The organism is Streptomyces sp. NPDC006208 (genome assembly GCF_040613775.1).
GTDB lineage: Bacteria > Actinomycetota > Actinomycetes > Streptomycetales > Streptomycetaceae > Streptomyces.
Window position 1 is genome coordinate 1 of record NZ_JBEXSW010000016.1, and the last position, 14,294, is coordinate 14,294.

12 protein-coding genes, 1 rRNA gene and 1 pseudogene are annotated in these 14,294 nt (G+C 72.7%); 12 read left to right on the forward strand and 2 right to left on the reverse strand.

Annotation, left to right across the window (positions count from 1 at the left end; translation table 11 throughout):
• From rrf to ABZ208_RS15105, 3 genes and pseudogenes are all read left to right on the forward strand, one after another.
• Window positions 1–88: ribosomal RNA gene (gene rrf / locus ABZ208_RS15095) — 5S ribosomal RNA — on the forward strand; the annotation flags it as partial.
• 134 nt (window positions 89–222) lie between these two features.
• Window positions 223–1,059, forward strand: a pseudogene (locus ABZ208_RS15100) (tetratricopeptide repeat protein); the annotation flags it as partial.
• A 501-nt stretch (window positions 1,060–1,560) separates the two neighbouring features.
• Window positions 1,561–2,361, forward strand: coding sequence for a hypothetical protein (locus tag ABZ208_RS15105; RefSeq protein WP_356910050.1), 801 nt, complete (start codon window positions 1,561–1,563; stop codon window positions 2,359–2,361).
• A 69-nt stretch (window positions 2,362–2,430) separates the two neighbouring features.
• On the opposite strand, the gene ABZ208_RS15110 is transcribed toward ABZ208_RS15105, so the two are convergent.
• Window positions 2,431–3,711, reverse strand: a complete 1,281-nt coding sequence (locus ABZ208_RS15110) for a DUF1015 domain-containing protein (RefSeq protein ID WP_356909927.1) — start codon at window positions 3,709–3,711, stop codon at window positions 2,431–2,433.
• A 74-nt stretch (window positions 3,712–3,785) separates the two neighbouring features.
• Between ABZ208_RS15110 and ABZ208_RS15115 the strand changes: the two genes are divergently transcribed.
• The 4 genes from ABZ208_RS15115 to ABZ208_RS15130 all read left to right on the forward strand — a co-directional run bounded on the left by ABZ208_RS15115 (window position 3,786) and on the right by ABZ208_RS15130 (window position 7,805).
• On the forward strand, window positions 3,786–4,814 hold the full coding sequence (locus ABZ208_RS15115; protein WP_356910051.1) for an HAD hydrolase-like protein: 1,029 nt from the start codon (window positions 3,786–3,788) through the stop codon (window positions 4,812–4,814).
• Between the two features lie 128 nt (window positions 4,815–4,942).
• A complete protein-coding gene (locus tag ABZ208_RS15120; RefSeq protein ID WP_356909928.1) occupies window positions 4,943–5,944 on the forward strand; it encodes an iron chelate uptake ABC transporter family permease subunit in 1,002 nt (333 codons plus the stop codon).
• Window positions 5,945–5,952: 8 nt separating this feature from the next.
• Entirely contained in the window at window positions 5,953–6,972 is a 1,020-nt protein-coding gene (locus tag ABZ208_RS15125; RefSeq protein WP_356909929.1) for an iron chelate uptake ABC transporter family permease subunit, read from the forward strand.
• A 29-nt stretch (window positions 6,973–7,001) separates the two neighbouring features.
• Window positions 7,002–7,805 carry an ABC transporter ATP-binding protein gene (locus tag ABZ208_RS15130; RefSeq protein WP_356909930.1) on the forward strand — a complete coding sequence of 268 codons (804 nt, stop codon included), beginning with the start codon at window positions 7,002–7,004 and terminating at the stop codon, window positions 7,803–7,805.
• A 463-nt stretch (window positions 7,806–8,268) separates the two neighbouring features.
• Here ABZ208_RS15130 and ABZ208_RS15135 read toward each other — a convergent pair whose 3' ends face one another.
• Window positions 8,269–8,616 (reverse strand): SCP2 sterol-binding domain-containing protein, encoded by a 348-nt coding sequence (locus ABZ208_RS15135; RefSeq protein ID WP_356909931.1) that lies wholly within the window; start codon window positions 8,614–8,616, stop codon window positions 8,269–8,271.
• Between the two features lie 42 nt (window positions 8,617–8,658).
• Between ABZ208_RS15135 and ABZ208_RS15140 the strand changes: the two genes are divergently transcribed.
• From ABZ208_RS15140 to ABZ208_RS15160, 5 genes are all read left to right on the forward strand, one after another.
• On the forward strand, window positions 8,659–9,009 hold the full coding sequence (locus tag ABZ208_RS15140; protein WP_356909932.1) for a hypothetical protein: 351 nt from the start codon (window positions 8,659–8,661) through the stop codon (window positions 9,007–9,009).
• Window positions 9,010–9,016: 7 nt separating this feature from the next.
• On the forward strand, window positions 9,017–9,832 hold the full coding sequence (locus ABZ208_RS15145; RefSeq protein WP_356909933.1) for a TlyA family RNA methyltransferase: 816 nt from the start codon (window positions 9,017–9,019) through the stop codon (window positions 9,830–9,832).
• The gene (locus ABZ208_RS15150) at window positions 9,829–10,785 is read left to right on the forward strand and encodes an NAD kinase (RefSeq protein WP_356909934.1); all 957 of its coding nucleotides are present in this window, start codon (window positions 9,829–9,831) and stop codon (window positions 10,783–10,785) included. Before ABZ208_RS15145 ends, ABZ208_RS15150 begins: the two co-directional genes overlap by 4 nt.
• Window positions 10,786–10,915: 130 nt before the next feature.
• Window positions 10,916–12,643, forward strand: a complete 1,728-nt coding sequence (gene recN, locus ABZ208_RS15155) for a DNA repair protein RecN (protein ID WP_356910052.1) — start codon at window positions 10,916–10,918, stop codon at window positions 12,641–12,643.
• Between the two features lie 427 nt (window positions 12,644–13,070).
• On the forward strand, window positions 13,071–14,153 hold the full coding sequence (locus tag ABZ208_RS15160; protein WP_356909935.1) for a glycosyltransferase family 4 protein: 1,083 nt from the start codon (window positions 13,071–13,073) through the stop codon (window positions 14,151–14,153).
• Window positions 14,154–14,294: the final 141 nt, after the last annotated feature.

The window sequence follows — 14,294 nt, forward strand, 5'->3', positions numbered from 1 at the left end:
CGGTTACATTCCGAACCCGGAAGCTAAGCCTTTCAGCGCCGATGGTACTGCAGGGGGGACCCTGTGGGAGAGTAGGACGCCGCCGAACAATCTTTCAAGGACCCTTGGTCCAGCGTTCACGCTGGACCAAGGGTCCTTTTTTGTTTTGCTGATTTGCCGAAGCGCGACCGATGGCCGGCTGCGCGAGAATGACTGTGGTACCCGAAGACAGGAGTCACACCGATGTCCACCAACTCTCCCGACGATCGTCCGGATCGAGAGCCGCGTCGCAGGGACGGTGGTGACCGCGGCGGTTTCCGCGGTGGTCGTGACGACCGGGATCGTGGGCCTCGCCGGGACGGAGACAACGACCGTGGCGGATACCGCGGTTCGCGTGATGACCGTGGTGGCCGCCCCAGCAGCGGGGGTGGTGGCTTCCGTCGCGATGACCGGCCTGGCGATCGTGACCGCGACCGTGGTCCGCGTCGGGACGATGACCGTGGTCCGCGTCGGGACGATGACCGTGGTGGGTACCGCGGTTCGCGTGATGACCGTGGTGCCGGCCGCCCCAGCAGTGGCGGTGGCTTCCGTCGTGATGACCGTGCCGGTGGCAGTGGCGGTGGCTTCCGCCGTGACGACCGTGGCGGTGGCGGTGGCTACGGGCGCCGTGACGACCGGCCCAGCGGCCCCCGTCGCGAGGACGACCGCGGTGGTCAGCGCTGGCCCCGCGACGACCGCGGTGCCGGCCGCCCCAGCAGTGGCGGCGGGTTCCGTCGTGATGACCGTGGCGGCGCCGGTGGCGGTGGCTTCCGGCGTGACGATGACCGTGGTGGGTACCGCGGGCCCCGTGACGACCGTGGTGCCGGCCGCCCCAGCAGTGGCGGCGGGTTCCGTCGTGATGACCGTGGCGGCGCCGGTGGCGGTGCCTTCCGGCGTGACGACCGGCCTGGTGGCAGTGGCGGTGGCGGTGGCTACGGGCGCCGTGACGACCGGCCCAGCGGCCCCCGTCGCGAGGACGACCGCGGTGGTCAGCGCTGGCCCCGCGATGACCGCGGTGCCGGCCGCCCCAGCAGTGGCGGCGGGTTCCGTCGCGACGACCGTGCCGGCAGCGGTGGCTACGGGCGCCGGGACGACGAGCGTGGTGGCGGGTTCCGTCGCGACGACGACCGCGGTGGGTACCGCGGTCAGCGGGACGATCGCCGGGATGACCGTCGCGACGATCGCAGGGATGATCGCCGTGATGACCGTCAGGGTGGCTTCCGTCGCGATGACCGTGACAGGGACCGGGATCGTGCTCCGCGTCGGGACGATGACCGTGGTGGGTACCGCGGTCCCCGCAGCGACGACCGTGGTAGCGGCCGCCCCGGCGGCGGCGGTGGCTACGGGCGCCGTGACGACCGGCCCAGCGGCCCCCGTCGCGACAGTGACCGTGGTGGCTTCCGCGGTCCCCGCAGCGACGACCGTGACCGCGATCGCGACCGCGGCGGCTTCCGTGGCCAGCGTGGCGACCGTGACCGGGACCGCGGTGGCTACGGCCGTCGCGAGGACCGGGACCGTCCGGACCGCGAGCCCATCAAGCGGCTGCCGATTCCCGACGACGTCACTGGCGAGGAGATCGACAAGGACGTACGGCAGGAGCTCCAGAGCCTGCCGAAGGGCCTCGCCGAGGACGTTGCCAGGAACCTCGTCATGGTCGCGAACCTGATCGACGAAGACCCCGAGCAGGCGTACGCCTACTCCCGGGTGGCGCTGCGGCTCGCCTCGCGTGTGGCTGCTGTGCGCGAGGCGGCGGGCTTCGCCGCGTACGCGACGCAGAAGTACTCCGAGGCGCTGGCCGAATTCCGGGCGGCCCGGCGGATGACCGGCGGCGTCGAGCTCTGGCCCGTCATGGCGGACTGCGAGCGCGGGCTCGGACGGCCCGAGCGGGCGATGGCCATGGCCGGTGAGCCCGAGGTCCAGAAGCTCGACAAGGCCGGCCAGGTCGAGATGCGGCTCGTCGCCGCCGGAGCACGTCGGGACATGGGGCAGATCGACGCCGCCATCGTGACCCTGCAGAGCCCTGAGCTGGCGTCCAGCTCGGTGCAGCCCTGGACCGCGCGGCTGCGGTACGCGTATGCCGACGCGCTCCTGGCCGCCGACCGGGAGGGTGAGGCGCGCGAGTGGTTCGCCAAGGCGCTCGAGGCCGACAAGGACGGAGCGACCGACGCGTCGGACCGCCTTGCCGAGCTGGACGGAGTGGAATTCGTCGACGTCATGGACGAGGACGACCACGACGACGTCCACGGCCCCGACGACGCGCACGACCACGACGACGCGCACGACCGCGATGGCGAGGACGAGCACGACACCGCGGACGGGACCGAAGGCAAGCAGGCCGAGTAAGTCCGATTGAGCGTATGGCTGAGGGCGGCACCCGCTGTGGGTGCCGCCCTCAGCCATGTTCACGCCGCGTCAGTCCAGTGCGAGGCTGCGCAGGACGAGTCCCGTGGCCGGCTTCGGGCCGAACGACGTCGACTTCCGGGGCATCGTCACGCCCTCGCGCGCCAGGTCGCGCACGACGTCCTCCCGTACCGGATGCATCAGCACCGCCGTGCTGCCGCGGCGTTCGGCCTGGTCGACGGCGGCCAGGGTGTCGTGGATGTACCCGATGTGCTCGGGGGCGTCCGGGATCTGCCAGACATGGTCCAGGAGCGTGGCGTGCAGGACGGTCGCGTCCAGGCTGCGCCAGGTCTCGGGACGGTCGGCGCGGACCGTACGGGACAGCAGCTGCGGATCCGGCCGGTCGATGAGGTGGAAGGAGCCGTCGCCGGCGAGGAGAAAGGCGTTGCCTTCCGCCGCCGCCTCCGCGAGAGCGGCCAGTGCCTGCTCCAGCGGGACGTCGAGCCGCCGGCTGCGGAAGGAGTCGCCCAGCGAGGCGAGCGCTTGGGAGACCGGGAGTTGGTGCAGCAGCCGGTGGATCGCGCGGACCTGGAGCGGGTAGCGGGCCGTGTCGATGAGCAGCACCAGGCCGTAGTTCCACGGGCCGTGCGAGGGGTGCTCGGCGCGCAGGCGCAGGTATGTCGCCCAGCGGTGGTGACCGTCGGCGATCAGGGCCTGACGCCGGGACAGATCGTCGCGCACCTCGGCCAGTTCACCCGGCTCCGTGATCGACCAGAGCAGATGGCTGAAACCGTCCTCGGTCGTGGTCGACAGCAGCGGAGGCCGCCGGGCTGCGCGCTCGATGACGGCTGCCGCGCCGTTCCCGTTGTTCGTACTGCGATAGGTGAGCAGCAGCGGCTCCAGATTGGCGGCCGTCGTACGCATCAGGGCGGCCCGGTCCGCGACGATGTCCGGCATCACGTCCTCGTGCGGCAGGACCACCCCCTCGGACGGCTCCGACAGGGCGAGTGCCCCGATGATGCCGCGCTGCAGGATGTCGCCCTTGCGCTGCTCGTACACGTACAGCGCGGGCTCGGGGTCCGGGGCCAGAACGCCTTCGGTGAGCCACCGCGACAGGGTGTCCGCGGCCTTGCGATGGCGGGTGCCGGCGGCGGCCGCCTGCGGGAGGATCAGCCGGACGATGTTGTACGGATCCGCCGACTCCAGGTGGTGCAGGCCGTCGGGGCGCACGACCACGTCGTACGGCGGCGAGGTCACGGCGGCGAGACTGCCCACCCGCTCAGGGACATAGCGCAGTCCACGGAACGGGATCAGATGCAGACCGTCATTGGCCGCCGGACCTTCGGTGTTCATTTGTGCATCGTATGTGGGGTGCGCACATGAGCGATGATCGGGGGAGTGAACCCGAGCGCGAGGAGCGGAAGCGGATGAGTCAGCAGGGCAGGAACCGGCCGAGCGGCAGTACGCAGGCACTGAGCGAGGCGTACGACACGGCCCTGCTGGATCTCGACGGTGTGGTGTACGCGGGCGGCGAGGCGATCGCGCACGCGGTCGAGTCGCTGGGGACGGCGCGCGCGGGCGGTATGCACCTCGCGTACGTCACCAACAATGCGCTGCGCACGCCCGACGCCGTGGCGGACCATCTGACCGAGCTGGGGATTCCGACCGCCGCGGACGATGTCATCACCTCTGCGCAGGCGGTGGCCCGGCTGATCTCCGAGCAGGTTCCGGCCGGATCCCGGGTGCTGGTGATCGGCGGCGAGGGGCTGCGGGTCGCGCTGCGCGAGCGCGGTCTCGAGCCGGTGGACTCGGCCGATGACGGTCCGGTGGCGGTCGTCCAGGGGTACGGCGGTCCGGAGCTTGCCTGGGGGCGCTTCGCCGAGGCCTGCTTCGCGATCGCGCGCGGGGTGCCGTGGTTCGCGTCCAACACGGATCTGACGATCCCGAGCGCGCGCGGCATCGCGCCCGGCAACGGCGCCGCGGTGGAGGTCGTGCGCATCGCCACGGGAGCCGTCCCGCAGGTCGCCGGGAAGCCGTTGCCCCCGATGCACCGCGAGACGATCCTGCGGACGGGTGCCGAGCGGCCGCTGGTGGTCGGCGACCGGCTGGACACGGACATCGAGGGCGCGTTCAACGGTGGCGTGGACTCGCTGCTCGTCCTGACCGGGGTGACGGACGCGGCGCAGCTGCTGGCCGCCGTGCCCCAGCACCGGCCGACCTATGTGGATGCCGATCTGCGGGGGATGCTCACCGGGCAGCCCGCAGTGGCGGAGAGCGAGGACGGGTTCCGCTGCGGTGGATGGACGGCCACGGCGCGCGGTGAGGTGCTGGCGCTGGAGGGCGACGGCGAGTCGCTGGACGGGCTGCGGGCGCTGTGCGCTGCCGCCTGGTCGCACGCGGGGGACGGCGCGTGCACGCTCGACGCCGGAAAAGCCCTGGCCCGGCTGGGGTTGTAGCCCGAGGTCAGCTGCCTTGGTTCGAGGCGCCGACTCCCGCCGCCGAGGCGCTACCAAAGGGAGGCTAACCTAACCGCGTGTTGGTCGACAGTCCCCCGAAACAGAGCGCGGAGCCGCTATCCGCACCGGTGACTCCCAAGCGGCACGCCTTGCGTGCCGTCGGGTTGCTCGTGTCGTTCGGCGTCCTGCTGCTGGTGTGCGTCGCGAGCATCGCCTTGGGCGCCAAGGCGATTCCGCTCTCCGATGTGTGGGACGGCCTGTTCCACAACACCGGCACCGGCAACGACGTGATCATCCGGGATGTGCGCGTCCCGAGGACGCTGCTCGGCGTTGTCGTCGGTGCGGCCCTCGGGCTCGCCGGTGCGGTGATGCAGGCGCTGACCCGTAACCCCCTGGCGGAGCCAGGCCTGCTGGGGGTGAGCGCCGGTGCCTCGGCGGCCGTCGTCTCCGCCATCAGCTTTCTCGGTGTCACCTCGCTCACCGGTTTCGTGTGGTTCGCGCTCCTCGGCGCGGCCGTGGTGTCCAGTGCCGTGTACGTCCTCGGCGGCAGCCGCGGCGCCACCCCGGTGCGGCTGGCGCTCGCGGGGACGGCCGCGACTGCCGCGCTGTACGGCTACATCAACGCAGTTCAGTTGCTCGACGCGGCCGCGCTGGACCGGCTGCGCTTCTGGACGGTGGGATCGCTCGCCTCGGCCGACATGGGAACGATCAAGAAGGTCGCGCCGTTCATCGCCGTCGGCATCGTGCTGGCGCTGCTGCTGGCCCGGCCGCTGAACGCGATGGAGATGGGCGACGACACCGCCCGTTCGCTCGGCGCGCACCTGAACCGCACCCGCGTCCTGTCGATGCTCACCGTCACCCTGTTGTGCGGGGCGGCGACCGCCGCTTGCGGGCCGATCGTCTTCATCGGTCTGATGATTCCCCACCTCGTCCGCGCCGTCACCGGGCCCGACATGCGCTGGATCCTGCCGTACGCGGCGGTGCTCTCGCCGGTCCTGCTGCTGGGCGCCGATGTCATCGGCCGGGTCGTCACGCGCCCCTCCGAGCTGCAGGTCGGCATCGTGACCGCACTCATCGGCGGGCCCGTCTTCATCCAGCTCGTACGCCGCAAGAGGATGGCCCAGCTGTGAGGAACGTGATGCGTACACCCGGCGGGCTCTCCGTACGGGTCGACCCCCGGTCGGCGGTCGTCGTCCTGCTGCTCGCCGCCGCCGCGGCGGCTACGGCAGTGGTCCTCATCGGCAGCGGTGACTTCCCGATGTCGTTCGGCGACGTGGTCGGCACCCTTCTCGGGAACGGCACGCCGGCGCAGGAACTCATCGTCCGGCAGCTGCGCCTGCCGAGGGTGCTGGTCGCGCTGCTCGTCGGGGCGTCCCTGGCGCTCAGCGGCGCGATCTTCCAGTCCCTGTCCCGTAATCCGCTCGGCAGCCCCGATGTGATCGGCTTCGGCCAGGGCTCCGCCGTCGGCGCGCTCAGCGTCATCGTGCTCACCCAGGACGGGGCGCTCGCGGTGGCGGGCGGCGCGGTGGCGGGCGGTGTGGTGACCGGTGCCGCCGTGTACGTACTGGCCTTCAAGCGCGGCGTGCACGGCCTGCGGCTGGTGCTCGTCGGTATCGGCGTAGCGTCCATGCTCACGGCCGTGATCCACTATCTGGTGACCAAGGCGAGCCTGGTGGACGCCACCCGGGCCACGCTCTGGATGACCGGGTCCCTCGACGGACGCGACTGGGCGCAGGTGTGGCCGCTGCTCGGGATGTGCGCGGTGCTGATGCCACTGGTGTTCCTGCACGGGCGGCCCCTGCGGATGCTGGAGATGGGCGACGACGCGGCGTACGCGCTCGGGGTGCCGGTCGAGCGCACCCGAGTGGTGCTGATGGCATCGGGCGTGCTGTTCATATCGGTCGCGACGGCCGCCGCCGGGCCGATCGCGTTCGTCGCGCTGAGCGCGCCGCAGCTGGCCCGCCGGCTGACCCGCTCGCCGGGGCCGAACCTGGTCGCGGCCGCCGTCATGGGCGCCGCCCTGCTGCTGGTGGCGGACTGGGTGGCCACGCACGCGTTCGGCGACCGCCTGCTTCCCGTCGGTGTGGTGACCGGGGTGCTGGGCGGCTGCTACCTGCTCTGGCTGCTCGTCACCGAGCGCAAGGCGGGACGGATATGACTTCCTACGGATCCAGGAGTACGACGGCAATGCAGCGCCTCAGCGCGGAATCGGTCACCCTCGGCTACGACCAGCGGGTCATCGCCGAGAACCTCTCGGTGGAGATTCCCGACCACTCCTTCACCGTGATCGTCGGCCCGAACGCCTGCGGCAAGTCGACGCTGCTGCGTGCCCTGTCGCGGATGCTCAAGCCCACTCGGGGCCGGGTCCTGCTGGACGGGCAGGCCATCCACTCGCTCCCCGCCAGGAAGGTCGCCAGGACGCTGGGCCTGCTGCCGCAGTCGTCGATCGCGCCGGACGGCATCACGGTCGCCGACCTGGTCGCCCGCGGGCGCTACCCGCACCAGGGGCTGCTGAGGCAGTGGTCGCCCGAGGACGAGCGGATCGTCGAGGAGTCGATGACCGCGACCGCGGTCCACGAGCTGGCGGACCGCTATGTCGACGAACTCTCCGGCGGGCAGCGGCAGCGCGTGTGGATCGCGATGGCGCTCGCGCAGCAGACACCGCTGCTGCTGCTCGACGAGCCGACGACGTACCTCGACATCCAGCACCAGCTCGAGGTGCTCGATCTGTGCGCGGAGCTCCACGAGTCGCAGGGGCGCACGCTCGTCGCGGTCCTGCACGACCTCAACCAGGCGGCCCGCTACGCGACCCACCTCGTCGCGCTGCGCGACGGCAAGGTCGTGGCGGAGGGCCCGCCGTCCGATGTGGTCACGGCGGAGCTGGTGGAGCAGGTCTTCGGGGTGAGGAGCCGGATCATCGACGACCCGGAGTCCGGCACGCCCTTGGTGGTCCCGGCGGCCCGCGGGCGCGGCGCGCAGGTGAAGGTCTGAGAGCGGACGCCGCCTTGGGCCACGAGTGCCGGCGGCGGAGCCGCGGTCGGCAGCCCTGGCTGACGCCGGCCGTCGCGCGGCCCGTGGGCCGCAGCGTGCATGGGTGCCTCGGGGACCGGCCGTGCTCCCGCGGTTCAGGCGCCGTGGACGGCGAAGCCCCGGTGGCCGGCCCGTGGGCCGCAGCGTGCATGGGTGCCTCTGGGTCCGGCCGTGCTCCCGCGGTTCAGGGGCCGTGGACGGCGAAGCCCCGGTGGCCGGCGGGCTGCGAGACCTGAAGTGACTGGGCGCCGGGCAGGCGCAGAGGCTTACGGCGGCGCGCACCGGCGCACACGGTGTGCGAGTGTCACACGCCGTGGGCCGACCGCAGGTCGTGGAGCGCCGGGGCATCCGCGCCGGCGCGACGCACACGTTGCCGGCCAGGACGCGCCCGGCAGCGCACCGGAGGTGCGCGCCGAAGTGAGCGCTACAGCAGCGTCCGCAGGCGCAGCAGGTCGCGGAAACCCGCCTCGAGTCTCACCCGGCCCGATGCCCACGCCTTGGCGAAGTTCAGTTCTCCGTCCACCATCGCGACCAGGTCGTCTCCCGTCATCGCCAGCCGGATCTGGGCCTTGTCGCGCGGCGCCCCCGGCAGAGTGTCGAGCACCTCGATCCGGCCGGCGCCCAGCCGTCCGGTGAAGGTGATGTCCAGGTCCGTGATGTGGCAGCTGAGCGAACGGTCCAGCGCAGCGGCGCCGCGTACGTCGCCGTCCGCCTTCGCCAGATTGTCCGAGAGTTTGTCGAGTGCGCTGCGGCACTCTTGCGTTGTGGCCATCGTGATCGACGGTACCGCAGGGCTTCGCGATAGCGTCTGGGCATGAACGACTCGATGCCGGGACCCGGCACGGAACCGGAGCACGAGGCTCCCGAGGAGAGCGCGCCGGTGGCCGAGGCGGACGACCCGGCCGCACCCGCGCCGCTCGGCGTGCAGCGCACGCTCACCGGCAACGCCGAGGTCGACGTGCTCCTCGAGCGGCTGGGCGACGCCGACCACCTCCCGGCGGACGGACACCTGGAGGTGTACGAGGATGTACATCGAGGGCTGAGGGACGCACTGACCGCGCTCGACACCCGCCAGGAGCCCCAGCCCTCGCCCTCTCCCGCCCGTCTGCCGACCACCACCCCGCATCGCGGCCCTTCGGGCCACCCGAACGACTACAGGAGCTGAACCCACCGTGGCAGGAGTGGCCCGCCGCCGTCTGGACGCCGAGCTGGTACGCCGCAAACTCGCGCGCTCGCGCGAGCACGCGAGCCAGCTGATCGCCGCAGGGCGGGTGACCGTCGCCGGCAACACCGCCGGCAAGGCCGCCACCCAGGTCGAGACCAGCGCCGCCATCGTGGTTGCATCCGACGACAGCGACCCGGACTACGTCTCGCGCGGTGGCCACAAGCTCGCGGGCGCGCTGGCCGCCTTCGTACCGCTCGGGCTGAAGGTCGAGGGCCGGCGGGCCCTGGACGCGGGAGCGTCGACCGGCGGATTCACCGACGTACTGCTGCGGGCGGGCGCCGCGCATGTCGTCGCCGTGGACGTCGGCTACGGCCAGCTCGCCTGGTCTCTGCAGAGCGATGAACGCGTGACCGTCAAGGACCGTACCAACGTCCGTGAATTGACGCTGGATACGATCGACGGAGTGCCGGTGGACCTTGTGGTGGGCGATCTGTCCTTCATTCCGCTCGGGCTGGTTCTGCCCGCGCTGGTGCGCTGCACCGCGCCCGACGCGGACCTCGTACTGATGGTCAAACCGCAGTTCGAGGTGGGCAAGGAGCGCCTCGGCAGCGGTGGTGTGGTGCGCAGTCCTGAGCTGCGTGCCGAGGCCGTACGGGACGTGGCGCGCAGGGCGGGGGAGCTCGGTCTCGGGGTGCGGTCGGTCACCGCCAGCCCGCTGCCGGGTCCTTCCGGGAACGTCGAATACTTTCTGTGGCTCCGGGCCGGGGCGCCCGAGCTCGATCCGGCGGACGTCGACCGTGCAGTGGCGGAGGGACCTCGTTGACCACGACATCAGCAGCTTCACCGGCTTCGGCAGCATCGGCCGAAGCGGCAGACACGCCTGCGAGACGGACTGTCTTCCTCCTCGCGCACACCGGCCGGCCCGCGGCGATCCGCAGCGCCGAGCTCGTCGTCCAAGGGCTGCTGCGCAGCGGCATCGGCGTACGCGTACTCCAGGCCGAGGCAGCCGATCTGCCGCTGCCCGCGTCCGTGGAGACCGTCGTGGACGCCACACCCGAGGTGCTCGACGGCTGCGAGCTGCTGATCGTGCTCGGCGGCGACGGGACGCTGCTTCGCGGGGCCGAGTTCTCCCGCGCCTCCGGGGTGCCCATGCTGGGCGTCAACCTGGGCAGGGTGGGCTTTCTCGCGGAGGCCGAGCGCGACGACCTGGACAAGGTCGTGGACCGGGTCGTCACCCGCGCCTACGAGGTCGAGGAGCGGATGACCCTCGATGTCGTCGTGCACCGCAACGGCGATGTCGTGTACCGGGACTGGGCGCTGAACGAGGCCGCCGTCCAGAAGGTCTCCCCGGAACGGATGCTGGAGGTCGTCCTCGAGATCGACGGCCGGCCGGTCACCGGCTTCGGCTGCGACGGCATCGTGTGCGCCACGCCGACAGGTTCGACGGCGTACGCGTTCTCGGCCGGCGGGCCGGTGGTGTGGCCGGAGGTCGAGGCGCTGCTGATGGTGCCGATCAGCGCCCACGCCCTGTTCGCCAAGCCGCTGGTGACCTCTCCGACGTCCGTCCTCGCGGTGGAGGTGCAGCCGCACACCCCGCACGGCGTGCTGTGGTGCGACGGGCGCAGGACCGTCGAGCTGCCGCAGGGAGCTCGCGTCGAAGTGCGGCGCGGCGCCGTGCCGGTACGGCTGGCCCGGCTGCACCATGCGTCGTTCACGGACCGGCTGGTGGCCAAGTTCGCGCTGCCGGTGTCGGGTTGGCGCGGAGCGCCGAGCTAGCCGCCCCCGTCGCGCGACGCCCGGCCGCGGCTTGCTGCGGCGCCCGGCTGCCCGGGAGAGTGAATCAGTGGCCGGGGCCCGTCGCACTCGGGGGCTCGGACCTCGTAAGGTCGTGTCCGTGTTGGAGGAGATGCGGATACGGTCGCTCGGGGTCATCGACGACGCGGTCGTCGAGCTGTCGCCCGGTTTCACCGCGGTGACCGGCGAGACCGGGGCAGGCAAGACCATGGTCGTCACCAGCCTCGGGCTGCTGCTCGGCGGGCGCGCTGACCCGGCCCTGGTGCGGATCGGCGCGAAGTCGGCCGTGGTGGAGGGTCGGATCAGGATGCCCGCCGACGCCCCCGCGGCGCTGCGGGCGGAGGAGGCAGGGGCCGAACTCGACGAGGGAACCCTGCTGATCAGCCGGACCATCTCGGCGGAGGGGCGCTCCCGTGCGCATCTCGGCGGGCGGTCCGTGCCGGTGGGCATGCTGTCCGAGCTCGCCGACGAACTGATCGCCGTCCATGGCCAGACCGACCAGCAGGGCCTGCTGCGGCCCGCCCGGCAGCGCGAGGCGCTCGACCGGTACGCGGGCGACGCGGTCACCGGGCCGCACGCCAAGTACGCGGCCGCCTACCGGCGGCTGCGCGCGGTGAGCGCGGAGCTCGACGAGCTGACCACGCGGGCGCGCGAGCGGGCCCAGGAGGCCGATCTGCTGCGCTTCGGCCTGAACGAGGTCGCGGGCGTCGAGCCGCGGGCGGGTGAGGACGTCGAGCTCGCCGCGGAGGCGGAGCGGCTCGGTCACGCGGAGGCGCTGGCCTCGGCGGCGGCCGTTGCGCACGGCGCGCTGGCCGGCAACCCCGAGGACCCGGAGGGCGTCGACGCCACGACGCTGGTCGCGGGCGCCGGGCGGGCGCTGGACGCCGTACGCTCCCACGATCCGGCGCTGGCCGCGCTCGCGGACCGGATGGGGGAGATCTCCATCCTGCTCGGCGATGTGGCCGGCGAGCTCGCCGGCTACGCGGACAATCTGGACGCCGATCCGCTGCGGCTCGCCGCGGTGGAGGAGCGGCGGGCTGCGCTGACACAACTGACGCGCAAGTACGGCGAGGACATCGCGTCCGTGCTGGCATGGGCGGAGGAGGGCGCGGCCCGGCTCATCGAGCTGGACGGCGACGACGACCGGATCGGCGAGCTCACAGCTGAGCGGGATGCACTGCGTGACGAACTCTCCGGCCTTGCCCAGGCATTGACGGACGCACGCACCGAGGCGGCGGCCCGGTTCGCCGAGGCGGTCACCGAGGAGCTGGCATCGCTCGCGATGCCGCATGCGCGGGTGTCGTTCGCGATCCGGCAGAGCGAGGCGGCGGACGAGGCCTCGGGCGTCGAGGTCGGCGGCCGTTCGGTGGTGTACGGGCCCTACGGCGTCGACGAGGTCGAACTCCTGCTGGCCCCGCACCCGGGCGCGCCGCCCCGGCCGATCGCCAAGGGCGCCTCGGGCGGTGAGCTGTCGCGCGTGATGCTCGCGGTGGAGGTCGTCTTCGCGGGCACCGACCCTGTGCCGACGTATCTCTTCGACGAGGTCGACGCGGGCGTCGGCGGCAAGGCCGCGGTCGAGATCGGCCGGCGGCTGGCCAAGCTGGCGAAGTCGGCCCAGGTGGTGGTGGTGACGCATCTGCCGCAGGTGGCGGCGTTCGCGGACCGCCAGCTGCTGGTCGAGAAGACCAATGACGGTTCGGTCACCCGAAGCGGTGTCACGGTCCTGGAGGGTGAGGACCGGGTGCGCGAGCTGTCCCGGATGCTCGCGGGCCAGGAGGACTCCCAGACGGCGCGCGCACACGCGGAGGAGCTCCTGGCCGCGGCACGGGCGGACGGGTAGCGCGCGGGGGCGTGCACGCCGGCTGAGGGGCGCATCCCCGCCGGGTGCGCCCCCGCCCCCGTGTGCGCAACCGGACGTGTGTGCCCGGGCCCGGCGCGCCGAGCGCAGGGGTCGGCCGGGTCCGGGTGTCCGGCGGCGGCCCGCGGCGGCGCGTCGTACGGACCGCGCCGGTGCCGGGGACGCCTGCGGGGCCGGGCGCGCAGGGGCAGCGGGCCGCGCCGGGGTGGCCGCCGTCCTCAACGATGACCTTGGGGAACCGGCCGTGCTCGGCGACACCCGGTGCTCGTGGCCGCGGCCGCCGTGGCGTACGGCACGGCGGCCGGATCACCCATGTGAGTGATCCCAGCACTCCCATGTACCCGTTCCTTGCCTGGGCGCGGCGCGGGGGCGGTGCCGGAACGTGCGTACGGACTGGCATCCTTGGCGCGTGACACAGCTGCGTACGGTCCAGGTGCTGGGCGGCGGCAGTGCGGGCAGCAGCGCGCACGTCAGGTCGCTGGCCGCCGGGCTGGCGGCACGGGGCGTGCGGGTGACGGTGTGCGCCCCCGCCGCATTGGATCAGGCCTACGACTTCCCGGGTGCGGGGGCGCACTTCGCGCCCCTGCCGCGCCGAAGTGACCCCGCGGTGGTGGGAGCGCTGCGCGCGGTATGCGGCGGCGCGGACATCGTCCATGCACACGGTCTGCACGCCGCCGTCCGCGCGGCGCTCGCCATCAGCGGTCAGCGGATCCCCCTCGTCGTCACCTGGCACACCAGGTCCCACAGCGAGGGCGCCCGGCGCCATGCGCTGCGCCTGCTGGAGCGAAGAGCGGCGCGGGCGGCGACAGTTGTCTTCGGGACATGCTCCGAGCTGGTCGACCGGGCCCGTGAGAGCGGCGCCCGGGACGCCCGCCTCGCACCGGTCGCGGCGCCTCAGGGCTGTGCGCAGCGCGGCCAGCAGGGCAAGACACGCGCCGAACTGGGCGTCGTGGACCGTCCGCTGCTGATGGCCGCGGGCAGCCTGGTGCCGCACCGGGGCTACGGCACCTTGCTCGATGCCGCACGAAGGTGGGGCGGGCTCGACCCGGTCCCGCTCCTGATGGTTGCGGGGGAGGGCCGGGAACGGGCCGCGCTCCAGCGCCGGATCCACCGCGAGGACCTGCCGGTGCGCTTGCTGGGACGGCGCGACGACGTCCCCGACCTGCTGGCCGCGGCGGACGTGGCCGTCCTGCCGAGCCGCTGGGAGGCCCGCTCCCTGCTCGCGCAGGAGGCTCTGCGCCTCGGCGTCCCGCTGGTCGCGACCGCGGTGGGCGGCGTACCGGAACTGGTCGGTGAAGCGGCGGAGTTGGTGCCGTACGGGGATGCCGTCGCGCTGGCGGCAGCGGTGTCCCGGCTGGTGTCGGACCCGGTGAGGCGGGCCGAGCTGGCGGCGGCGGGGCGGGCGCAGGCGCGAACATGGCAGACGGAGGACGAGACGGTCGCGCAAGTGCTCAGCGTCTACGACGAGTTGGTCCAGAGCCGGGCCGGTTAGGCCCTGTCCGGGCGATCTTCGAGGATGAGCCTGCGGCGTCGGATGCGTGGGGTCTTCCCAGGCCCCAAAGGGCCGAGGTGTGGGGTCTTCCCAGGCCCCAAAGGGCCGAGGTGTGGGGTCTTCCCAGGCCCCAAAGGGCCG

Excerpts from the sequence above, each read along its gene's own strand:
- ABZ208_RS15110 (WP_356909927.1), bottom strand. The coding sequence starts at position 3,711 with ATGAACACCGAAGGTCCGGCGGCCAATGACGGTCTGCATCTGATCCCG.
- ABZ208_RS15115 (WP_356910051.1), top strand. The coding sequence starts at position 3,786 with ATGAGTCAGCAGGGCAGGAACCGGCCGAGCGGCAGTACGCAGGCACTG.
- ABZ208_RS15125 (WP_356909929.1), top strand. The coding sequence starts at position 5,953 with ATGCGTACACCCGGCGGGCTCTCCGTACGGGTCGACCCCCGGTCGGCG.
- ABZ208_RS15130 (WP_356909930.1), top strand. The coding sequence starts at position 7,002 with ATGCAGCGCCTCAGCGCGGAATCGGTCACCCTCGGCTACGACCAGCGG.
- ABZ208_RS15135 (WP_356909931.1), bottom strand. The coding sequence starts at position 8,616 with ATGGCCACAACGCAAGAGTGCCGCAGCGCACTCGACAAACTCTCGGAC.
- ABZ208_RS15140 (WP_356909932.1), top strand. The coding sequence starts at position 8,659 with ATGAACGACTCGATGCCGGGACCCGGCACGGAACCGGAGCACGAGGCT.
- recN (WP_356910052.1), top strand. The coding sequence starts at position 10,916 with ATGCGGATACGGTCGCTCGGGGTCATCGACGACGCGGTCGTCGAGCTG.